This is a genomic window from Peribacillus kribbensis DSM 17871 (assembly GCF_000430765.1).
Taxonomy (GTDB): Bacteria; Bacillota; Bacilli; order Bacillales; family DSM-1321; genus Paraperibacillus; species Paraperibacillus kribbensis.
Genome location: NZ_KE387240.1, coordinates 96,323 through 117,594, shown reverse-complemented (window position 1 = coordinate 117,594; position 21,272 = coordinate 96,323). Strand labels below are relative to the sequence as shown.

General features: G+C 43.2%; 21 protein-coding genes and 1 riboswitch. Of the genes, 2 read left to right on the top strand and 19 right to left on the bottom strand.

Annotation, left to right across the window (positions count from 1 at the left end):
- Window positions 1-122: 122 nt before the first annotated feature.
- The 5 genes from H539_RS0118765 to H539_RS0118745 all read right to left on the bottom strand — a co-directional run bounded on the left by H539_RS0118765 (window position 123) and on the right by H539_RS0118745 (window position 4,558).
- Window positions 123-581 carry a DUF2663 family protein gene (locus H539_RS0118765; RefSeq protein WP_026694792.1) on the bottom strand — a complete coding sequence of 153 codons (459 nt, stop codon included), beginning with the start codon at window positions 579-581 and terminating at the stop codon, window positions 123-125.
- 192 nt (window positions 582-773) lie between these two features.
- A complete protein-coding gene (locus H539_RS30255) occupies window positions 774-1,385 on the bottom strand; it encodes a LysM peptidoglycan-binding domain-containing protein (RefSeq protein ID WP_051348676.1) in 612 nt (203 codons plus the stop codon).
- A 37-nt stretch (window positions 1,386-1,422) separates the two neighbouring features.
- Window positions 1,423-1,998 carry a type II CAAX endopeptidase family protein gene (locus H539_RS0118755; protein WP_026694791.1) on the bottom strand — a complete coding sequence of 192 codons (576 nt, stop codon included), beginning with the start codon at window positions 1,996-1,998 and terminating at the stop codon, window positions 1,423-1,425.
- A complete protein-coding gene (locus H539_RS29060) occupies window positions 1,995-3,515 on the bottom strand; it encodes a RecQ family ATP-dependent DNA helicase (RefSeq protein ID WP_035323310.1) in 1,521 nt (506 codons plus the stop codon). Before H539_RS29060 ends, H539_RS0118755 begins: the two co-directional genes overlap by 4 nt.
- Window positions 3,512-4,558, bottom strand: coding sequence for a YpbB family protein (locus H539_RS0118745; RefSeq protein ID WP_162144755.1), 1,047 nt, complete (start codon window positions 4,556-4,558; stop codon window positions 3,512-3,514). Before H539_RS0118745 ends, H539_RS29060 begins: the two co-directional genes overlap by 4 nt.
- A 311-nt stretch (window positions 4,559-4,869) precedes the next feature.
- On the opposite strand from H539_RS0118745, the gene H539_RS0118740 reads away from it, so the two are divergent.
- On the top strand, window positions 4,870-5,118 hold the full coding sequence (locus H539_RS0118740; protein ID WP_026694789.1) for a ferredoxin: 249 nt from the start codon (window positions 4,870-4,872) through the stop codon (window positions 5,116-5,118).
- 49 nt (window positions 5,119-5,167) lie between these two features.
- Here the strand turns inward: H539_RS0118740 and H539_RS0118735 are convergent, their stop codons facing one another.
- Window positions 5,168-5,752, bottom strand: coding sequence for an ECF transporter S component (locus H539_RS0118735; RefSeq protein ID WP_035323472.1), 585 nt, complete (start codon window positions 5,750-5,752; stop codon window positions 5,168-5,170).
- Window positions 5,753-5,901: 149 nt separating this feature from the next.
- A riboswitch (FMN riboswitch) is annotated at window positions 5,902-6,034 on the bottom strand.
- A 242-nt stretch (window positions 6,035-6,276) separates the two neighbouring features.
- On the opposite strand from H539_RS0118735, the gene serA reads away from it, so the two are divergent.
- Window positions 6,277-7,851 (top strand): phosphoglycerate dehydrogenase, encoded by a 1,575-nt coding sequence (serA, locus tag H539_RS0118730; RefSeq protein ID WP_026694787.1) that lies wholly within the window; start codon window positions 6,277-6,279, stop codon window positions 7,849-7,851.
- 48 nt (window positions 7,852-7,899) lie between these two features.
- Here serA and H539_RS0118725 read toward each other — a convergent pair whose 3' ends face one another.
- From H539_RS0118725 to H539_RS0118660, 13 genes are all read right to left on the bottom strand, one after another.
- Window positions 7,900-8,730 (bottom strand): histidinol-phosphatase, encoded by an 831-nt coding sequence (locus H539_RS0118725; RefSeq protein WP_026694786.1) that lies wholly within the window; start codon window positions 8,728-8,730, stop codon window positions 7,900-7,902.
- Between the two features lie 120 nt (window positions 8,731-8,850).
- Complete coding sequence (locus H539_RS31680) at window positions 8,851-9,024, bottom strand: hypothetical protein (protein ID WP_155890145.1); 174 nt, start codon at window positions 9,022-9,024, stop codon at window positions 8,851-8,853.
- 189 nt (window positions 9,025-9,213) lie between these two features.
- Window positions 9,214-10,488: a GerMN domain-containing protein gene (locus H539_RS0118715; protein ID WP_026694785.1), complete on the bottom strand. Its 1,275-nt coding sequence runs from the start codon at window positions 10,486-10,488 to the stop codon at window positions 9,214-9,216.
- Entirely contained in the window at window positions 10,475-11,014 is a 540-nt protein-coding gene (gene sigX, locus H539_RS0118710) for an RNA polymerase sigma factor SigX (protein WP_026694784.1), read from the bottom strand. Before sigX ends, H539_RS0118715 begins: the two co-directional genes overlap by 14 nt.
- Window positions 11,015-11,447: 433 nt before the next feature.
- Entirely contained in the window at window positions 11,448-13,226 is a 1,779-nt protein-coding gene (locus H539_RS0118705) for an ATP-binding protein (RefSeq protein ID WP_026694783.1), read from the bottom strand.
- Window positions 13,223-13,939: a response regulator transcription factor gene (locus H539_RS0118700; protein ID WP_026694782.1), complete on the bottom strand. Its 717-nt coding sequence runs from the start codon at window positions 13,937-13,939 to the stop codon at window positions 13,223-13,225. The genes H539_RS0118705 and H539_RS0118700 overlap by 4 nt, the downstream gene beginning before the upstream one ends.
- A 258-nt stretch (window positions 13,940-14,197) precedes the next feature.
- Complete coding sequence (gene ccsB / locus H539_RS0118690) at window positions 14,198-15,376, bottom strand: c-type cytochrome biogenesis protein CcsB (RefSeq protein WP_026694780.1); 1,179 nt, start codon at window positions 15,374-15,376, stop codon at window positions 14,198-14,200.
- A 17-nt stretch (window positions 15,377-15,393) separates the two neighbouring features.
- Window positions 15,394-17,013, bottom strand: a complete 1,620-nt coding sequence (resB, locus tag H539_RS0118685) for a cytochrome c biogenesis protein ResB (RefSeq protein ID WP_026694779.1) — start codon at window positions 17,011-17,013, stop codon at window positions 15,394-15,396.
- A 15-nt stretch (window positions 17,014-17,028) separates the two neighbouring features.
- Window positions 17,029-17,556, bottom strand: coding sequence for a thiol-disulfide oxidoreductase ResA (gene resA, locus H539_RS0118680; protein ID WP_026694778.1), 528 nt, complete (start codon window positions 17,554-17,556; stop codon window positions 17,029-17,031).
- 247 nt (window positions 17,557-17,803) lie between these two features.
- Window positions 17,804-18,538: a pseudouridine synthase gene (locus tag H539_RS0118675; RefSeq protein ID WP_026694777.1), complete on the bottom strand. Its 735-nt coding sequence runs from the start codon at window positions 18,536-18,538 to the stop codon at window positions 17,804-17,806.
- Window positions 18,539-18,688: 150 nt separating this feature from the next.
- Window positions 18,689-19,222 (bottom strand): spore maturation protein, encoded by a 534-nt coding sequence (locus H539_RS0118670; RefSeq protein ID WP_026694776.1) that lies wholly within the window; start codon window positions 19,220-19,222, stop codon window positions 18,689-18,691.
- Window position 19,223: 1 nt separating this feature from the next.
- Entirely contained in the window at window positions 19,224-19,817 is a 594-nt protein-coding gene (locus H539_RS0118665) for a nucleoside recognition domain-containing protein (protein WP_026694775.1), read from the bottom strand.
- On the bottom strand, window positions 19,810-20,955 hold the full coding sequence (locus tag H539_RS0118660) for a D-alanyl-D-alanine carboxypeptidase family protein (RefSeq protein WP_026694774.1): 1,146 nt from the start codon (window positions 20,953-20,955) through the stop codon (window positions 19,810-19,812). Before H539_RS0118660 ends, H539_RS0118665 begins: the two co-directional genes overlap by 8 nt.
- Window positions 20,956-21,272 lie beyond the last annotated feature (317 nt).

The following is a 21,272-nucleotide window of genomic DNA, read 5'->3' as shown; positions in this document are numbered from 1 at the left end:
TTCTTCTCCACCTTCATGACGATCCTCCGTACAAACTTATCAGCAACGTCAAAGGTCACTAACGAAATATATGTTCATGGAATTGATGAGCAATATCTGTCAGCTTTGCCATCCTGTAAGGCTTACTTATTTTCATGATATAAGTTAATATCAAAATTCTTTTTCATCATTTCAAACACCTTGTGCCTGGAATTCCATGAGCTGTCTTTTTTCCATAGATGTTTGCTTTTGTCGATAATTTCACAGCGAAGTGCATGAAACTCTTTCTCTGCTTTATCTTTTTTCTTTTTAAGTACGATCATATATCCATACATGCTGATAGACAGGACAAGGCAGACAAAGTTTACTGAGCTGTTCACAAAAACAGAGAACATGGAAAAAAACGAATAAGAATACGGTTTGGCGATAAAAAAGTAGATATATAGCAGGAACATCATGCTTATGATCAAACAGGCATTGACCGTCATAAGGTGGTTCTGCTTATATTTCTTAAATTTACGTTTTCGATTCACTACTGCCTGCAGCATCTGTTTGGTTGCCTCATCAGTTTGTTCGTCCAGTGCCTTTATGCATGCTTCCATAGCTCTTCCCTCCCAAGTCCTTTACCAAGAGTTTATGAGCCTGTCCGGACACTCATAACTAAAGTTTTCCTTGGTGGTTTTGCTTCTTACATCAGCTGCCTGAGTTCCATTCCAGGCAGGTTCTGCAAATGAATGTTCCAGTACGAACACAATAAAATGGGTCTGGACCAAAGCATCCAAACCCTTAAAAAATCATTCTTTCTTCAGCGGGATCTTAAGTGTTTGACCCTCTGTGATTTCATTTCCCTTTAATCCATTCCATTTTTGAATTAAAGGAATTCCTTCCTGGGATTTATAGTATTCCATTGATATCCGGAAGACCGTCTCGCCCGGAAGCACTTTATGATATACGATTTGATATTGATCATTGCCTTCAGCATCTGAAGTACGATCCGTGCTTTGTGAAGCTCCGGAGTCCGGTTCAGTCTGTGTTACCGACGATTTAACACCAGAATCAGTCTCTGTTCCAGCTGTGTTGTTTACAGGCTTTTTTCTTTCCTGAGTACTGCTCGAAGCATCACCGGATTTATCATAAATTACCATTTCCACATCGGTATCTTCCTTTGCTGCATTTCCTTTCTGGCTCCCAAAATATTGATAGGCGCAGAAGATGGCAATGGGCAGCAGGATAAAAGAGAAAGAGAGGATTTTCAGCAGCGGAAATTTGACTTTCCGCTTCTTTTTTTTCTCCTTCACTTTTTCACGCTTCTTTTGATGAAATTCGCTCCGGGAAGGCATAGCTGCTTTTTCATTCACGATGGCAGGACGTTCGTCCCCTTCATGCTGTTTCAGTTTGCTTTCCATTTTTCATTCCTCACTTTGCATTCTTCCGCCTTCGGTTCTAAGAGTGTTTAAATTTAATAGAGAGACCGAGCAGAAAGTCAATAATAAAATGAACAGCCATACAAACCCATAAATTTTCTGTCCAGTAGAATAGATATCCCATAAAGAAACTGAGAATTACCATATTAACAAATAAGTACCAATTAAACAAATACCTGTAATGCACGAGTGCAAATATCAGGCTTGCCGTTATTAAGCCAAGATTGGATTGGAGGACTCCCCTGAACAAAACTTCCTCACATACGGCAACAACAGCCGGCACAACAAGGAGCATGGGATAGGAAAGGCTCTTAAAGATGCGTTCATTGATTCCGCCGTCATCCTGGTATTTTTCAGGCAGGATTTTCGTCAGCATGGAATCTAGCAGGACAGTAAGGAGGCCAGCCGGAATGCCAATCGTCCATATATTACTGTCTGATATTCGAAACAGCGCCTTGAAATCATTCCAGCCTGAAAATAGGAAAAAACCTAAAACGCCTGATAGGAAAAGCAGTAAAAACTGGGTGAGCATTAAGTGAAATAACAGCTGGCGGTCTGAGAGTGTTTTAATGATTTCTGCCTGTTTATTTTTCATAAGGACTGTTTCACCGGAAGCAGGATCTCCCTTAGCTCTTCCTTCCAATGAAAAGGCTTGGAACCGGCTTTTTTCCTATTCAGCCCTTCGCTGAAGTATTGTTCAGCCTTCAATCCGCAGATATCACAGCACCATACCGGTTTTTCTAAAAGCTCCTGATTGAAATAGCCGGACGCTGTTTCCCTCCTGCAGGCATGGCCCTTCACCCAGTCCATAAACTGCTGGAGCTTATGAATTTTTGAATGTTTTCTCTCGCTGATATACTCAAAAATCTGTTCCTTCAGCTGTCCAAAAGCATCCAGCGAATCCACTTCCTGAAATAGATGCTGGATAATACGCAGCTGAATCTCATTCATATTCAGCAGGCTGCCAAGCTCATTCGAGAATAGCAGCTTTTGCAATTCCGGAAGGGTCCCAGGACGATTTCCCTCCAAGAAATGAAATAACCCGTGAATCTGGGAGTCAGAAGGCAGTTCATTTTCAATGAAATTCCATTGAAGGCCTTCATCCCCATCAAGATATAAAAGTATGGCAATGCTATCGCTGCCATCCCTGCCTGCCCGGCCAATTTCTTGGATGTATGATTCCATCTGCATGGGCATTTGGAAATGAATCACATACTTGATGTCCTGTTTGTTGATTCCCATCCCAAAAGCGCTTGTGGCACAAATTACATCCAGCTCGCCATTTATGAACTGCTGCTGCAGCAGGATTCTTTGTTCCTGTTCAAGGGCGCCATGGTAATAGGCCGTTCTTGCCTCCAGGTTTCTGGATAGATACTCGGCTGCAGTTTCTGCCGATTTTCTGCTGGAGAAATAAATGATTCCCGGTCCGCCAAGTTTTTTGGCAAGCTCAGCCATCCTTTGAAGCTTGTCTTCATAGCTTTCCGCTTTTTCCACAATCAGCCCGATATTTTTGCGGTCAATCGAGGACAAAATTTCAGCAAACTCCCCTTCGCCAAGCTGCCGGATGATATCCTTCCTCACCTGGGGAGTGGCAGTAGCTGTCAGGGCAAGCGTCAAAGGATTGGACAGTTCTTTGCGGACCCTTTTGAGCTGCAGATAGTCTGGGCGGAAATCATATCCCCACTGCGAAATACAATGAGCTTCATCCACTACAAAGAAACCAATATCCAGGCTGGATAGTCCAGCCAGAAGCTGTCTGGATTGCAGCATTTCCGGTGATACAAAAATAAATTTATATGAATGTAAATTCCTCATGGCTGTTTGTCTTTCTTCAAAGGATAGAAAGGAATTGAAGGAAATTACCCGTTTTTCACCGCGGACCCTTAACTGTTCTGCCTGATCCTGCATTAATGAAAGAAGGGGAGAAACAATAACTGCAGGTTTTCCTGTAATATAGACCGGCAGCTGATAGCACAAAGACTTTCCAGTCCCTGTTGGCAGCATGCTCAGTGTATTTGTCCCTTGTAACAGCTGTGAGATTGTTTCCTTCTGCCCTTCCCTGAATTCCTTATATCCAAAATATTTTTCAAGATACACTTCGAGTTGTTTCATACGTTTTCTCCATATCTGGCAAGTACAAGCCTGATTTGAAAATAGCTTGCCTCTTCAGCAAGTCTTCCTTTGATGTCTTTTAACTTTTTTGTCTTGTGTAACCGTGCTATGGACAAAATGTCTGCTTCAAGACCCGGCCTTAGATATGGCGAAATATCAAAGCCTTCATCCATAAAGGCCAATTCCACCATATGATCTTCTATGGTACTGACCTTTAATCTTCTTGCTGCGGCTATCTGTTCCTTCGTAAGGCCCGACTGAATCAGCTTATAAGTGGCAAAAGTGGACTGTGTCACAGCTTTCCCGGAATCCCTCGGCACCTCTGCCATGCCTGCAAGCAATCCAAAGCGGCCTCTATGCCGTGAAACTTCGGCCACCATATAATGCAGGGTATTAAGAAATAAGAAATATCCATAGCTTTCCTCAATTTGTAGCTCATCGGCAATCTGACGGTACGTCAGACCCGTACGGACCGGACTGCTGAGGCGCAGGATAAAAACCTTTTGCTCCCTTTCGCTGACCTCGTTTAACAGCCCGAAAAGCTCTTCATAAAGCTTCTCAGGAATCTCAAAGCGGTTTCCCTTCAAGCTCTTTATATATTGCTTTACCCAATTTTGGATTTGCTGATCCTTTTGAATGGGGAGATACTCCTTTTCATTGCGGACTAAATAGGAAACAGCCTGAATCATCAAAGACAGCCTTTTCCAGAACACTTCTGCACGATTTTGTATTTCCCACCCATTTATGTGTTCCAGTAACGGATATCTCTCAAAAAATATTCTCAGTTCTTTCATGCCAAGCTGACTTACCGCATAATTATTAGTAACTGCATTCAGGAGTCCCCGTTCCGCAAACTGTTTCTGCAGTTCCAGGAGTGCTTCCCGGGTTATGGAGGGGTAAACCCCAAAAAAACAGCTGATCCCGAATAAATGCCCATCCTGGATGGTCTGCGAGGACTTTTTACCCTTTAACAGATGGTATAGACCAGAGATAGACCTCTCGCCGTTCAGCTTAGAAAGGCAGTATAAAATTATTCCTTCCATGTAGGAATGCATCACAGAATCACTCGCTTTAGTTTTACTAATACCTGTCTTAATTTTAACAAATACTAAGGTATACTGTGTTGAAAATTTATAGTTCTTTTAGGATTTTGTCACATTCTGTCCTCAGTCTGGATGTTTAGGTGAAATTATTGCCAAATTAAGTTCTCTCAAGCAATCCATGAAAACACTTACAATTCTTTTGTCCTTGAAAAGTTTATAAAACAGCTTTACAATGAATTTTAGTAACCATGTTTTCTGTTGTTTTTTAAGAAATACACAGTACATAGTGTTTAATAATGGGAGGGTAAACAATGGCCAAATATACGATCGTTGATAAGGATACTTGCATTGCCTGCGGTGCATGCGGCGCTGCGGCACCTGATATTTATGATTATGACGATGAAGGCATTGCATATGTAACACTTGATGACAATCAAGGAATTGTAGAAATTCCTGATGTATTGCTGGATGATATGATGGATGCGTTTGAAGGCTGCCCGACAGATTCAATCAAAGTGGCAGATGATCCTTTTGATGGCGATCCGGTTAAATTCGAATAAATGCATGAAATAAAACCCGCAGGCTATAGAAAAGCCTGCGGGTTTTTGTTTATACATTCTTATATATAGCCTGCTTCTCAAGCCAAGTGCGCAGCCTTGCAAATAAAAGCATAAACACGATGGTGATCAATGCTCCCTTAACCAAATTGAAAGGGAATATAGACCCGACAACCAGCTTTTTAGTCTGCGCAGAAGTCATCATATCCGCACCCAGGAAAATCGAATACGCTGGCAGGAAAACATAATAATTTAAAACACTCATTAAAAGGCTCATCAGGACAGTTCCAGCAATAAGGCCAGCCACCATTCCCTTCTTGGAGCTTATCCGCTTATAAATATAATACGAAGGCAGGATGAACAGAACCCCGGCTGTCAAGTTTGCGATTTGTCCTACCGGAACGCCTGTAGCAGCCCCAGTCGCAAGGTAATCAATCGTATTTTTAATTAGTTCCACCAGTACACCGGCAAGCGGACCAAAGATAACCGCCGCAACCAATGCGGGAATATCGCTGAAATCAACGAGCAGAAAACCCGGGAACCCAGGAAACGGAAAGTTCAGCAGCATTAGGATATAGGAAATGCTGCTGAACATTCCAATTCCCACCATTGTTTTAACCTTTTGTGTTTTTGCCATTTCTATTCTCTCCTTTTCGTCTATCACCAAAAAAGAGGAAAGGTCCATTTGAATTCCATAAAAAAATCCCTCCAAAAAAATTCGGAAAGGGACTTGTATGGCAAATTCAAATAAACGTTCGATAAATGCATGTTTGAACGTCTTAGAACCTCCATCTTCTCCCATCCAGACTGTACTGTCGGCTTTGGAATCTCACCAAATCCTGCCAAAAAAGGCTCGCGGGCTTAGAGCTTTCAGCTCAATACCGCCGGTCGGGAATTTCACCCTGCCCCGAAGATAGACTTATTAATTTTCTTATTACATTACACATTATATACCATAATTCTCTCGATGTGAAGATAAATCACTTCGAGAGTAAAAGACCCCTAAGACAATAAGGAAGCCAATATATTTTAAAAGCCTTTGATATTCGGGAACAGGCGTAGTTTAAGCGCTTTCACTCCTTTTATCTTATTTGACAATATTTTTTCAGCGAGGTAGAATTAACCGAATATTGAGACTTTACTGAAATGGCTGGTGATATTTTGTTTAAGATTTTAGTCGCAGATGCTATAAAACCGGAAGGATTAGCCCCTCTGCATGAAGCTCCGAATGTGGAAGTTATTCAAAAATCCGTACAGGAAGCGGGAGAAGAATTACAGAATATTGATGCACTTCTGGTAAGAAGTGAAACAAAAGTAACAGATGAGCTGTTTGCGGCCATGCCGAAGATCAAGATTGTCGCCCGCGCAGGAGTGGGAATTGACAATATTGATGTTACTGCCGCAACAAAGCACGGTGTTGTAGTCATAAACGCACCGGATGGGAATACGATCTCAACTGCTGAACATACCTTTGCCATGATGGCTTCCCTGGTCAGGAATATACCCCAGGCCCATTCTTCTGTAAAGAATAAGGAATGGAAGCGTTCGGCGTTTACAGGTACGGAGCTTTTCGGCAAGACCCTGGGCATTGTAGGCATGGGAAGAATCGGCACCGAACTTGCGAAACGTGCGAAAGTTTTTGGCATGAATGTCCTTGTCTATGATCCTTTCTTTTCTGAAGAGCGCGCAAAGCAGCTGAATGTCAAGGCATCCGCACTTGAAGAATTACTGGCTGAGGCTGACATCATAACCGTCCATACTCCCCTCACAAAAGAGACGAAGGGATTAATCAATGAGAAAAATATCGGTTTATGCAAAAAAGGCGTCTACTTCTTAAATTGCGCGCGCGGAGGCATCATTGACGAAGATGCTCTGTATAATGCCATTATCAATAAGCATGCAGGAGGGGCTGCTCTCGATGTTTTTGTTGAAGAACCGCCATTTTCCAATAAGCTTCTCGAATTGGATGAAGTGATTGTCACTCCCCATCTTGGAGCTTCAACAAGGGAAGCACAGCTGAATGTCGCATCACAGGTTGCCCAGGAAGTGATTCAGTATCTGAATGGCAATCCTGTATCCAACTCCATTAACCTGCCTGCGATTTCTAAGGAAATTTTTCAAAAGATCCAGCCGTTCTATTTGCTGGTTAAACAGATGGGCTCCCTTGCTTCTCAATTAACGAAACGTGCTGTTTTAGAGCTTTCCGTCACCTATGCAGGTGTTCCGGAGGAATTTGAAAAAAGTCTATTGACCAAAGTGCTCGTTGCCGGTTTCTTTAAAAGAATGATTGATACACCTGTGAATGAAGTTAATGCACTTCTGGTCGCTAGAGAACGGGGCGTAACCATCGGTGAAAAATCCTCCGAAAATACATATGGCTATGCAAATTCCATTTCCCTGTCTGTAAAAGCAGAGAATCGGAATTTTGAAATCCGTGGAGCTTATATTGATCATTATGGACCTCGCATCCTGAGTTTGAATGGCTTCAATATTGATTTCAGCCCTGAAGGAAATCTTCTATACATTCAGCATACAGATAAACCGGGTGTAATCGGCTATGTTGGAAAGGTACTTGGAGATTTAGATGTAAATATTGCCACCATGCAGGTAGGAAGAAAGCAGGCAGGCGGCGAGGCGATTATGGCGCTGACCTTCGACAAGCCCATCTCTTCCCAGGCAGTCGAAAAATTATCCGAATCGGAAGATATCACATTTTTGCATACAATCCATTTATAAAATAAACGAAAAAACAGAGGGAACTTTCATTTCCCTCTGTTTTTTCGTTTATATGGTTAGGGTTTTATCTCCCAGCGGCACGGCTCTCCGCTCTCCTTTTGAAAAGGTCATTAAGCTGTCATATCCTGCTTCCCTTGCAAGCTGTTCAGCCTGGTCGAAGTCTGCACCAACATGCTCCGGGAAATGGGCATCGGATGATAATACAATCGGGATTCCCTTTTGACGGCACATTTTCAGCAGAACCGGATCAGGATACATCTTGCCAACGGGTTTCCGGAGTCCGGCGGTACTGATTTCTACACAGGTTTTCGAATTCTTTAGTGCATCCGTCGCCCTTTCATACTGCTCCAAAAGAAATTCTTCGTCGCTTGGTATGTAGTTAAAAATTTTTACAAGATCTATATGTCCGATGATATCAAATAAATTGCTTTCAGCCAGCGTTACAACCTGATCAAAGTACTTTTTGTAAACCGTCTTGACATCTCTCTTTTCCCATTCATGGAGATATTCCTTGAGATCAATCCCAAAATCCCCAACCCAGTGGATAGATCCGATTACATAATCAAAGTCATAGGAGGAAATAAACTTCTCCATTTCTTTGTGTCTGCCGGGAGTATAATCCATCTCGATTGACATTTTCACATCAATTCCTGCATCCCAAGCCTGTTTAAACAATGAGGTATAGTCTTCCATTTTGTAGTATCTTCTGGGATTTACCCATCCGTTTTGAAGAATATCCGCGGTTTCATAAAAGTGATAGGCATGTTCAGAAATGCCAAAAAAGTCAATTCCTTCTTTCCTGGCACGATCTGTGAATTTTTTCAAATAGTCGAGTGTCAAAGTGCCTGTTTCCAAATGGTTATGATAGTCTGTTCTCATCTTTAATGCCTCCCTATATCTTTCCATTATACGGGGGAGATCAGAAAATACCAGTAAAAACTATCAGAATATTATAATTTTCACCCTTACCTTTCTACCTGTTTTTTTTAGGCCTGTCTATCATTTCTGGTTCTCTCCGAAAGGAAAAGCAGACAATCCTGGATTCCCGGCCCAAATCAGGCCAGGCCTTTCAAAAATACCGTTAGCAGCCGACAGCCGCCCTCCAATAAACAGCAGACTGATGCAGATTCCCACTAACAGTACAATCAAAAATCTTTTTCCATAATCCAGCATAAAATCCTCCTTGCATCTCAAATATCCATCTATATTTTATGAATTCATCCTTTAGGGCAGAACAGGAAATGGTTTGGCTCGATAAAATAAGGGATCCAGAACATAATATCCTGAATCCCTGTTCTAAGACCGGCTGCCTCTCCATCAGATTTCTCATTTTCAACATTCTATAATAAAAATAGAATGGCATTATTCTACAACGTTAGGTGCTGAAGGGACTTCTATTTCCTTTGTTAAATCATATCGTCCCAGTTTTTCCAGCGGGGCATTTTCGAATTTCACAGCTTTCAGTCCGAAGTCCTTAGCAGTCAATAAAATCGCTTCAATGGCCAAAAGCGCATTTTCATTCTCGGCCATGAGAGTCCCAGGAGAAAAGGTTACCACAAGGACGCCGTCCCGTTCGGCCGCAGTCTCTATTTTCCAGTCTGATGGAATGGAGGCTGCTGCAGAATTATTTGCTTCAAAGTTCTGCATCTCCTTTAAAGCATCCTGAATGGTTTCTGCCGATGAATTAACATTAGGGACAATAAATTTAGGATGTTCAGGAGAGCTTTGATAAATCAAGAACGATCGCTTCGGCGGCAGGAGCTGAGCCTCCTGCATCGCCCCTGTATCTGAAAGTTCAATCCCCGGCTTCCCTTCAGTGGAGAAGGTGATTTTTGTATAACCGAGATATCTGAATGTATCCTCAAGGGCATTTAAGAGCCCCGATTCATAGCTATTGTTATAAGAGCTTTTATCAGCAAAATCCACATTGACGGTGCCTTCCTCATTCCCTAATGAGAAACCAAGATTCAGCGGATAGTAATTGGATAGGCCATAGCTTTCCTCATTCATGGATTTCATTTTTTCCTCAACAGCTTCCAGTTGTCCCTGCTTATCAGTCTTATCTGTATCAAAGGACAGCGGGATGAAGTATTGGAGATTTGGATCTGGTACAGAAATCGTTATATACGAATGGCTTTCGCCTTCCTTCGAAAAGGCGAGGCTGCTTTTGAGCGGTGCGTTCAACACCTTATTTTCTTCAGTGCCCGGTTTCCCTTCAATGGTTTCCGCCTTATCGTCTGAAGGTGCAGGCGCCTCCTCCTGCTTTTTATCTTCAGCTGCCGGAGGAGTGCTTCCGGTCTCCTTTTCTGTTTCTTTTTTGCCCGCGTTTTCAGGCTTCACGGTTGATCCTGCTTTTTTATCCCATTCCGAATTAGATTGATAAACAGCATTTCTGTCTTTTACCTTTACTTTATGTTCAGAGTTAAGATTCATTCGAAAGGAAGCGGCCAATATTGAAAACAATACAATTACAGCAGCACAAGCCGCGATTGGAATCCATCTTATAGGACTTCTGCGTTTATCTGCAGCCAATTGCATATTCTGATAGATATCTGCCTTGGGACGGGTATCTGTAACTGATGGTAAGTTTCTCAGCAGCTCTTCAATTTCCTGTTCACTGTAATTAGATCTTCTCAATACGCACACCTCCTTTCTCTTTTTGAACATTCATCATTTTTTTCAGCTGTTTTAGAGCACGATGCTGGGTGGTCTTTACCTTGCTTTCTGACCAGTTCAAAACACCGGCGGTTTCGGCAATGCTTAAATCCTGGATATACCTCAATATAATGACCGTCTTTTGATCCACTGTGCAGGAATCAAGGCAGTGATAGATGGAGCTCAGCTCTTCCTGCTCCATTACCAATTCCTCCGGAAGCGGGTGATCATCTCTTATCTCATGCTTCCCCCAGTCAAAGTTGTCCATGATTCTCTGCTTCCAGCTTTTTTGTTTCCTGAAATGGTCAATGGCCGTATTTCTGGCTATAGAATACAGCCAGGTTTTTTCCGCGCTTTTCCCTTGAAATGTATGATGAGATTTATAGACGCGTATGTACACTTCCTGTACTAAATCCTCCGCGGTCTGCCGGTTGTTTACCATATAGAATAAGAATTGGAATAAATCCTTGTGATGCTCCTCATATATCCTATGGAAAACGGAGTCCACTTCCCCCACCTCCGCTCAATCAATTAGTCGGAAATACCCCGCTAAAAGTTACATTCTTACTATATCATTTATATAGAAAAAAAAGGAAGGTCTGTTTAAACCTTCCTCTCGTTTTATAATCAAAATCTCTTATTTATTTGTAATACAAAATAAGCTTGAACATTTAGATTTGGTGTCCTAAAAAAAGAAACAGGCGGCAGTATACTATTTGTTACTCCTGGTGATCTACGTTCCAGGCACGAAGACTCCTGCGGGATTAGCGGGACAGGTGAGACCCCGCAGGCGCTTGCGGCGAGGAGGCTCACCGCCTGCCCCGCGGAAAGCGAAGTGCCTGGAACGGAAACCAACAGCCTTGTTTTGGATGAAACTTTTTTTAGCACGGCTCTTCTTTTGTTACCCATGTAACAAGATTAATCTACATGTTCCTGGTGATTTAGTGGTTTTCTTTCATTTTTTGCGGGATGGTGATGTAGAAGGTGGTTCCTTCGTTCAGGGTGCTTTTGACGGTTATCTGTCCGCCGTGGGCGTGGACGATGTTCTGGGCGATGGCAAGGCCGAGTCCGGTCCCTGCACGCCCTCTGGTCCGGGCTTTGTCGGCTTTGTAAAAACGTTCAAAGACGAAAGGGAGATCTTCTTTCGGTATACCTGAACCGGAATCCTGGACCTCAATTGACAGGCTGCCCTGTATATCCCGGGATTGGACAATCTGGACGCTTCCCCTTTCCGGAGTGTGCCTGATTGCATTATCTATAAGGTTGGTAAGGACCTGCTCCAGCTTATCCGGATCAAATAGGTATATTGCCTCTGAATCGTGAAGCTCCACAGATATGGCTATGTTCTTTTCCTTTGCAAGCCCCTGGAATTTATGGGCAACCCTCTTTAAATACGAGCCGATTTCCATTTCCTCATAGTTCAAGGTAATACGCCCGGCTTCCATTCTGGCCAGGTCCAGAAGATCATTGACAAGCCTGCCCATCCTTAAGGATTCTTCATAAATGACCTGGGCCATTTCCTTTTTATCTTCTTCTGTGCCGATGTCATCGATAATTGCTTCACTATATCCCTGCAGCATGGCAATGGGAGTCCTCAATTCATGAGAAACATTGGCAATGAAGTCCTTACGGAGCTTTTCAAGCCGCCTTTCCTCTGTCATATCCCTCAGGACGGCCACAGCCCCGCGGATGGACTTATTATTATAGAGCGGACTGACAATGAGCACCCAATTGTGGCGCTGGATAGAGATTTCGCCTGTCTGTTCGCTTTCCAGCTCGACTGCCTGCTCAAACATCTTCATGAGAACGGATGGGACAGCTTCATGGGTCCCTTGGATGAAGCCCTTTTCCTGGTACCAATACTGGAGGAATCTCTCGGCTGGCGGATTGGATACGAGGATGGTTCCATCACTGTTAAAGGTAATCACTCCATCAGCCATACTGCTAAGGATACTTGCAAGATTTTCTTTTTCCTGATTCAAAGCATTCAAATTAAATTTCAGCTGTTTCCCCATCTGATTAAACGCTGTTGCGAGTTCGCCGATTTCGTCATGTGTCAGAATCGGCACCTTAGTATCAAACTTGCCTCTCGCCACTTCAAAAGCAGCCTGTCTCATTTTGCGGAGGGGGGCCGTGATGCGGGTGGATAAAAAGAAGGCAAAAATTGTGGTCAGGATTGCAGCCACTCCTGCAGCTAAAAGGATCACCTTCGTTGTCGAATGCACGGTTGCCTCCATGGCCTCTAGGGATTGATACAGGAATACGGCTCCCTGCTGTCCGTTGATTTCCAGAGGGACCCCGATCAGAATGACAGGTGCAGCTTTCTCTCCCCTAAACGGAAGTTCCAATTGCTTTTTAACGGCTTTATGTTGGTCTATCACCCCGGACAGATCTGAATTCTCTTTTACAAAGGCAAGCATATTCCCGGGCTGGTGGATATTCCTTGAAGCAAGATAATGATTCTCATCTTCCATCACAAAGACCTTTGTGGATTCTCCCACTAGTTCTGACGATATTTTCAACGTGGTTTCCACTTCTTTATTCTGCTGAAGAGTGGTCACAATCCTTCCTGCAGTCGCCGAAAGCTGCTGCTCCATCTGGTTTTTTTGATAGTTTTGAAAAAACTCAAGCATTAGTACGGTTAGGATCGACAATACAAATGAAACAAGCAGCAGGATGGTGACCCACAGCTTGCCTACTACACTTCTCCAAAGAATCATCCATTCACAACCTCAAATTTATAGCCGACTCCCCAGACAGTGACAATCATTTTAGCCGCATTTTCGGAAACCTTATTCAGCTTTTCCCTAAGCCTTTTCACATGAGTATCCACGGTCCTGAGATCACCAAAAAATTCATAATGCCATACTTCCTTTAACAGCTGCTCACGGTCGAACACTTTATCCGTCGACTTTGCCAGGAAATAAAGCAGTTCATATTCTTTCGGTGTAAGAGTTACCTCCACCCCATCCGCTGTCACTCTATGCGCATCATTATCTATATTTAAATGCGGGAAAACCAAAATATCCTTTGTAGATGTATCAGCCTGGATATAGCCATGATTGGAAGACCGTCTAAGTATGGCCTTCACTCTTAAAACCACTTCCCTTGGACTGAAAGGCTTCACAATATAATCATCTGTTCCAGCTTCAAAACCCTGGACTCTGTTTATTTCCTCTCCTTTTGCCGTCAGCATAATGACAGGAGTCGGTTTCTTCTCCCTTAAATCCCGGCAGACCTCCACCCCGTCTTTTCCCGGCATCATAATATCAAGAAGAATTAAATCATAGTCTTTCTCGACCGCCATTTCGAGGGCAGTTATTCCATTTTCTGCTTCTTCAATCTGATAGCCTTCTCTCTCAAGGTACATTTTGAGAAGTCTCCTAATCCGCTCCTCATCATCCACTACAAGAATTCTATAATCTGTTTCCATTTATGTAATGCCCCCTCATTTCTTCTCTTGGGTTAACTGAGATAGCCCTATTATTAGTATCTTTATATATCTTTTATTATAGTTGAAGCACAAAAGTTTTGCGATTTTGCTCTCTTTTGTTTGTTTTTTGTCCTTATTCCCCCTGACAAAGACAAAAGGGCCTGCCCCCGGATCTCCATATTCAACTCTAACTATCATTAGATGTCCAATATGGAAGTTGTCCGAAAAGCAGCCCCTTAGCCGGACGCTTCTTAGTTATTACGCATAAGAATGCAGGCCGGCGATGACCAGATTTACAGCGATCAGATTAAACATGATAATCACAAAGCCTATCACTGCAAGCCACGCTGATTTTTCTCCGTGCCAGCCCTTAGAAAGGCGGAGATGGAGAAATACTGCGTAGAATAAGAAAGTAACAAGGGCCCATACCTCTTTAGGATCCCAGCCCCAGAACCTTGTCCAGGCCATCTGTGCCCAGATCATGGCAAAGATTAAGGCTCCCAGTGTAAAAATCGGGAAACCGATCAAGACGGACCGATAACCGATTTCGTCCACAAGGTTTAAATCAATCCGCCTTACAAGCGGCTGAAGAAGGGCTGCCACCCTCCTCCTTGAAACCAGACGGATGATGAGATAGATGATAATTCCGCCAAAGAGCGACCATATCACTGTGTTCAGCTTTTCTGCATTGACCATGGCAGGCATTTCAGCCAGAGGTGCCATATTTCCCTTTGTTTTCATTTCATACTTGTGTGGACCGACTAAGGCAGGCATATGATAAACCGTCTCGGCATCGCTGCCCCGCTTATCGACCCAGCTGAATTTCGTCTCATAGCCAGCTGAAGAAAAAGCTGATGAAACAGCTATAAAGCCAAGAGTGGCAATTAAGCCAAATAGAGTCAATTCCAGCCAGAAGGTCCTTTGGCTTCTCCTTGTCTGGTCCACATGCTTGATTAAGTAGATCAGCCCTGCCGCAAAGCTGATGGACAGAATCGCTTCCCCGGCCGCCGCAGTCGTTACATGAATATGAAGCCAGTCACTCTGCAAGGCCGGAATTAAAGGTGTGATTTCCTTGGGAAACATACTTGCATAGGCAATGACCAATAAAGCGACCGGGAGGGTAAACACTCCCAGAACAGGTGTTTTGTATATAAAATAAATGATAATAAAAGCAGCTACTAGCATCATTCCAAAAAACGTGGTGAATTCAAATAAGTTGCTGACGGGTGCGTGGCCGCCTGCTATCCACCGCGTTATAAAATAACCAACCTGTGAAACAAAGCCTATTATGGTAATCAGGATTCCGATCAAAGACCAGCGGTTGGTTTTCTTTGCTGCTTTGTCAGAGTGGATTTTAATCGAGCCTGCAAAGAAGAAAGTTGCAATTAAGTATAAAATAAAAGCAATGTACAATAAATTACTGCTGATTTGAACCACGTTTGCTGCCTCCCCTTTTATGACTTCTCATCAAGCTGGTCCTTTGGCTCCTGAAGAGCGGTCCCAGTCAATATCGAATGTATCTCCCTTTTCATTCCATACCAGTTTTTATTTGTATGCGCAGCAATCCATACTTGTCCTTTTTTTCTCTGAATCCAGATTCTTCGGTGATTCCAGTAAGCTCCCTGCACTACCCCAATCATAAAGATTGCTCCGCCTATTGCAAGGAACCAGAGAGTCATATCCTTTCGAACCGTGAGCCCGGTTACGTTTTGTGTCTCAATTCCATTAAAGGCCATTTTATATTTGTTATTCCCCTCAGGTTCGATGGTCTGCCGGATAGCCACAAAGCTCGCTTCGCCTTTTGGCCTGTCAGGAGTGACCATATTGAATACAAAAGCGGGATTATTCGGGATCCTGGACTTGGTAACCGGTTCGCTGTTTTCATCAAACTCAAAATCCGGAAAATAATTTAACAGTTCAACCCTGTATCCCTTGCCAAGATTGTAGTCCTTTTTAGGATCATATAAATCTATGGTCAGGCCGCCAAAGCTTGTCTGAGTCTTTTTATCTATCAATCTAAACTTCATTTTATTCATTTCATCGAGCTTATAATCGGATTGGTAAAAAGCAAAATGTTTATACTTTAATGGCCTGTTCACCTGGATTTTATCTGTTTCCACTTTTTTCAGTTCCGGCTGCTCACCTGGGAGTGTATCCCCTTTTTTTTCATACAGAACAGCATTGGTTTGAAAGTTTTTTATGACGGCCGGATTCTTTTTTAATGCGTCTTGAAAGACCTGGTCATCCTTACTTTTATTATAAAGCTGCCGGATAAACTTTTCGTTTTTCAAATAAAGCTTTCCGTCTGTTCCCGGAACCTCTTTCGTTTCCCCTTCCCGAACCCAGAGTGTTTCATCCACATACATGCCGGGTACAAATCGAAGGAGGGCGCCAAATAAGAAGATGATTAACCCTATATGGTTCACATATGGACCCCACCTTGAAAACCGGTTTTTTTCAGCAAGGATGCTTCCGTTTTCTTCCTTTATGGAATATCTCTTAGAAGCAAGATTCTGTTTGATGGATGGAATGTCCACTCCGTCTGCGCTGTCCTCTGTTATACCAAAGAGTCTTTGTTTTTCCAGGAAGCCTTCCCTTGGAGCTGTCCGCTGATTCTTAAGAGCTTTATAGAGCGGAATGACCCTGTCCAGACTGCAGATCACCAGAGAGATCCCGATCGAAGCGATCAAAATCATGTACCACCAGGAGCTATATAGATTGTCGAAGCCCAGCTGGTAATAGAGCTGGCCAAGCGTACCATATTCCTGTTTATAATATTGGTCGGCAGGTATGGTTGGAGGAATATACATTTCCTGTGGGAAAATGGTGCCGACAGCCGAAGCGACCAGCGTGATGACAATCAGCCAGACGCCGACTTTTACAGAAGAGAAAAAGTTCCAGATTTTATCGACAATGGTTTTGTTGTAATGCTGTGATCTTCTGGGGCTTGCTTCGTAACGCATATCGAGAAGCTTTTCGCTGCCGTCGCCATCCCCGATCACTCTGCCGCATGCTTCACATATAACCGTTCCAACAGGATTTATGTGTCCGCATTCACATTTTACTTCCTTCATATGTAAAACTCCCTATTAAGGTTTAATCCTGTTCATAAAGCTATTAATTTGAGATTCACTCAAACTCCCAGTAAACTGGTCGATCACCTTACCGGTTTTATCAATAATAAAGGTAACGGGCAATGGATCTACTTTATAAGCATTCTGGACTTCACTTTTTTTGTCAATCATAACCGGGAAACTCAAATGATATTGATCTATGAAATTTTGGACAGAATAATTGGATTCCCCTACGTTCACGGCCAAAATTTCCACTCCCTTGGCTTTGAAATCCTTGTACTGGCTGTCCATGTAAGGCATTTCTTTTTCACATGGTTTACACCAGGTTCCCCAAAAGTTCAGGACCACACCCTTTCCTTTATAATCGGAAAGTTGATGTTTCGTACCCTTCATATCAGTCAGCACAAAATCAGGCGCAGCTGCATTCATTTTGACTTGTTTGGTTTTATCTTTAGTAAGGTTGGCATACAATGCATAAACCAAGGCTGCTGCAAGCAATAAAAGAATGATTGTCCGCACCACAAGCCGCTGTTTCTTAGCCATCCTTTCCCCCCCCAATGTTCTTATATGGCCCTCCAAAGATTATAACATTTTACATTGTTAGACAAATCCGATTTATTTGAATTGTTTGTGACAAAGCCCCGCAATATAAGTAAGCGCTTAAACAGCCAGCAGAGCTGCACGGCCTTAAGTAAGAATGAAGAGCCCTGCCGCTTCGCCCCTTGCTCATTTTTCAGTCTGCGGGGCTCTTCTTATCCATTATTTTTCCATCACAAAGCCTGGAAACAAATCAAGATTTCTTTCCAGTGCTTTGTGCAAGCGTCCGCAGCTGCTTCACTTCATGAGGAGTCAATTCCCTTGAATCTCCAGGCTGAAGGCCGCTCAAATCAAGCATAGCGTATCTTTCGCGTTTCAGCTTCATGACTTGGTGTCCGACAGCTTCGAACATTCTTCTGACCTGTCTGTTTTTCCCTTCATGAATGCTGATTTCTACGATGGACGTCCCTTTTTTCTTATCGGCAGAAAGAACCTTCACTTTAGCCGGTGCAGTCATACCGTCTTCCAGTTTAATTCCTCTTTCAATCTTCCTTACCGTTTCGCGAAGGATCATTCCTTTGATTTTTGCAACATACACCTTTTCTACTTCATTTCGCGGATGCATCAATAAATTCGCAAATTCTCCGTCATTTGTCAGCAGAAGCAGTCCTGAGGTATCATAATCCAGCCTTCCAACGGGATAGATTCTTTCCTCCACTTCCGGAAAGAAATCAACCACTGTTTTTCTTCCTTTATCATCACTTGCAGCAGAGATGACTCCTCTTTCTTTATAATGGAGGAAATAAACCGGAATTTCTTTTTGAAGGGGCACTTCGTTTACTTCCACTTTATCATTAGGGCCGACCTTTGTGCCCAATTCCTTGACAACCTTGCCGTTTACCTTAACTTTTCCTTCTAATATCAATTTTTCCGCATTCCTTCTGGAGGCAACGCCGGAATGAGCTATAACCTTTTGTAATCGCTCCATGTTCATTCATCCTTTTCAACTTACTTCTACATAACTTTTGCATGCGATACACAATTATGACATATTTACGCAAAAAAACAAAGAGGAGCTAAAAGCATGTTCCACGAAGGCAAATGCTCCAGCTCCAAAAAAACCTTTCATCATTGGGTTTTAGTATCCGAAAAAAAAGGTGACAACAAGAATGGCTGCCGCTATTCCTACAAGATCCGCCAGCAGCCCCACCTTTAGCGCGTCTCCCATTTTCTTAATTCCGACTGCTCCAAAGTAGACGGTCAATACATAAAAAGTCGTGTCTGTACTTCCCTGAATAGTGGCGGCCAAGCGCCCGATATAGGAATCGGGACCGTGGACCGCAATGAGATCGCTGGTCATACCCAGGGCTGCATTCCCCGATATAGGCCTTATTATGGCCAGAGGAAGGATTTCGGAAGGGACTCCAATCTTATCAAGAAAGGGGCGGAGAAGATCAACAAATGCATCGAGGGCTCCTGATGCCCGAAAAATGGAAATCGCTACAAGCATCCCTACCAAGAATGGGATGATCGAGAAAGCCATTCCTATCCCTTCCTTGCCTCCTTCGACGAAGCTTTCATAGGCCGGGACTTTCTTTATTACGGCATAGATCAGGATAAATCCAATTAACAGAGGAATGATCCACAGTGAAATAGAATTCAGCCACTGCATCCTACTCCCTCCCTTTTCGCTTTCTTCTATAATAAAAGTATCGGTCGATCAGAATACCGCCGGCTGCCGAAATGATGGTGGCAATAAGGGTAGGAAAAACAATGTCGGTCGGCGATGCGGAATGGTAATTCATCCGGATGGCTATGACAGTAGCCGGAATCAAAGTGATACTGGAAGTATTAATCGCCAGAAAGGTGATCATGGACCTGCTGGCTGAGGTTTTCCCGCCATTTAATTTTTTCAGCTGCTCCATCGCTTTGATGCCCAGAGGAGTGGCAGCATTTCCAAGCCCGAACAGGTTCGCCATGATATTTGAAACAATATATCCCATGGCGGGATGTGAGCTCGGAACTTCAGGAAAGAGGCGCCTGACAAGCGGTCTGACGAGGAGCGATACCTTCTCCAGGAGCCTGGATTCCTCTGCGACCCTCATCAGGCCCAGCCAAAAAACCAATATACTGATTAGCCCAATGCAGAGCGTAACAGCTTCCTTTGCGCTTTTAAAGACAGCCTCATTGACCTGCTCCATCGTTCCGTTGATCATGGCAAAAATGATCCCTATCAGTGTCATGCCTACCCAGATATAATTAACCATTTTGAATACCCAGTGCCGCAGACAGCATGGTTTTCCAGCTTTGGAGCAGGGTGGGCTTTACATTTAGCTTCCCATAGAAGATATTGCGGCTGCCAATCTTTTTACCTTCCAGATAAAAACTCATTTTCCCTACGACTTCGGGGATGTCTTCCTTATCCTTCCAGCCTGTTTTAGGCTTCAGAAGACGAATCTTTGAAGTTACTGAATCTGCTTCTTTGGATGTCAGGGGGAATAGGAAATCATTTTTTAGATACACATTATTTTTATATATTTTATTTTTGATGCCTTTGATCTCCCCCGAATGGGCAAGAGCCGTTAGATCATAATTTTTAAATCCGCTCTCGAACAAACTTTTATGGTCATCCCAGTCATTTCCATCGTTCAGAGTGACAGCAATTAAATCCAGCCCATCTTTATGTGCAGTCGTGACCAGTGTCCGCCTGGCCATTTTCGTGTAGCCTGTTTTTCCTCCTGTACAATATTTATAAAGCTGTGTGAGCAGCCTGTTTTTATTTTTCCAGGTGTAGTCCCAGTTTTCATAAGGGTTGGGCGCTTTGTGAACCTTCGTTCCGGCTATTTTTCTATATTCTTTATTATTCATCGCATAGCGTGTCAGCAGCGCCATATCGTAGGCTGAGGAATAGTGATCCTTCGTGTTGTCTAATCCATGCGGGTTTGAAAAATGGGAATGGTGCATGCCAATTTCTTCTGCCTTTTTATTCATTAAGTACGAAAATCCTTCTAGACTCCCGCCGACATATTCGGCGATCGCTGCTGCTGAATCGTTACCAGACCGGAGCATCATCCCGTATACCAAGTCCTCCAGCTTCATTTTCTGTCCGGGCTTCAAATAAAGGGATGATCCTTCTGTCCCGGCTGCTGTATGGCTGATGGTGACCGTTTTTTGCATTTTTCCGGATTCAATTGCAACTATTGCCGTCATGATCTTTGTAATACTGGCAATTCTTCTCGGTTCATTCTCATTTTTGGCATATAAAACCCTTCCGCTTTTCTGTTCCATTAAAACGGCACTTTTTGCACTCACCGATATTCCCGCCCCTTCAGCCCGTTTCGGCACTGCAGAAGCGACGAGACCGAATAAGACCAGAATGATGACAGATTTATGTAAAATCTTCATGATAACGACCGCCCTTTTATGTTTTGTACAAGTTTATGCAGTCGGACAAGGGTTATGACCAAAATCTAATAAGGGGCAGGCGGCTGCTCTTGCCGCATGTAAGAAATAGAGGTTGATTTCCGTTCTGAATGTGGTGTTTGAATCCAAAACTTATTCAGAAACACTACTATCCATCAGACAGCCATTTATTGAAGTTTAACTGCGAAGGCAATAAAAGGATAGACCATTTATGTCTTTTTTGCTGCATTGAAAAAGCGGAAACTGCACTGCGAAAACAGCTAAAAAAAAAGACGCATGCAGACACACGACACACGTCA

Coding starts and splice junctions, on each gene's coding strand:
- H539_RS0118755 (WP_026694791.1), bottom strand. CDS start 1,998: ATGAAAAATAAACAGGCAGAAATCATTAAAACACTCTCAGACCGCCAG.
- H539_RS30255 (WP_051348676.1), bottom strand. CDS start 1,385: ATGGAAAGCAAACTGAAACAGCATGAAGGGGACGAACGTCCTGCCATC.
- H539_RS0118670 (WP_026694776.1), bottom strand. CDS start 19,222: ATGCAGTGGCTGAATTCTATTTCACTGTGGATCATTCCTCTGTTAATT.
- H539_RS31680 (WP_155890145.1), bottom strand. CDS start 9,024: ATGCTGGATTATGGAAAAAGATTTTTGATTGTACTGTTAGTGGGAATC.
- H539_RS0118675 (WP_026694777.1), bottom strand. CDS start 18,538: ATGGAGCGATTACAAAAGGTTATAGCTCATTCCGGCGTTGCCTCCAGA.
- H539_RS0118665 (WP_026694775.1), bottom strand. CDS start 19,817: ATGGTTAATTATATCTGGGTAGGCATGACACTGATAGGGATCATTTTT.
- H539_RS29060 (WP_035323310.1), bottom strand. CDS start 3,515: ATGAAACAACTCGAAGTGTATCTTGAAAAATATTTTGGATATAAGGAA.
- H539_RS0118745 (WP_162144755.1), bottom strand. CDS start 4,558: ATGGAAGGAATAATTTTATACTGCCTTTCTAAGCTGAACGGCGAGAGG.
- resA (WP_026694778.1), bottom strand. CDS start 17,556: ATGGCTAAGAAACAGCGGCTTGTGGTGCGGACAATCATTCTTTTATTG.
- H539_RS0118705 (WP_026694783.1), bottom strand. CDS start 13,226: ATGATTCTTTGGAGAAGTGTAGTAGGCAAGCTGTGGGTCACCATCCTG.
- H539_RS0118700 (WP_026694782.1), bottom strand. CDS start 13,939: ATGGAAACAGATTATAGAATTCTTGTAGTGGATGATGAGGAGCGGATT.
- H539_RS0118740 (WP_026694789.1), top strand. CDS start 4,870: ATGGCCAAATATACGATCGTTGATAAGGATACTTGCATTGCCTGCGGT.
- H539_RS0118725 (WP_026694786.1), bottom strand. CDS start 8,730: ATGAGAACAGACTATCATAACCATTTGGAAACAGGCACTTTGACACTC.
- H539_RS0118735 (WP_035323472.1), bottom strand. CDS start 5,752: ATGGCAAAAACACAAAAGGTTAAAACAATGGTGGGAATTGGAATGTTC.
- resB (WP_026694779.1), bottom strand. CDS start 17,013: ATGAAGGAAGTAAAATGTGAATGCGGACACATAAATCCTGTTGGAACG.
- H539_RS0118660 (WP_026694774.1), bottom strand. CDS start 20,955: ATGAAGATTTTACATAAATCTGTCATCATTCTGGTCTTATTCGGTCTC.
- H539_RS0118765 (WP_026694792.1), bottom strand. CDS start 581: ATGGAAGCATGCATAAAGGCACTGGACGAACAAACTGATGAGGCAACC.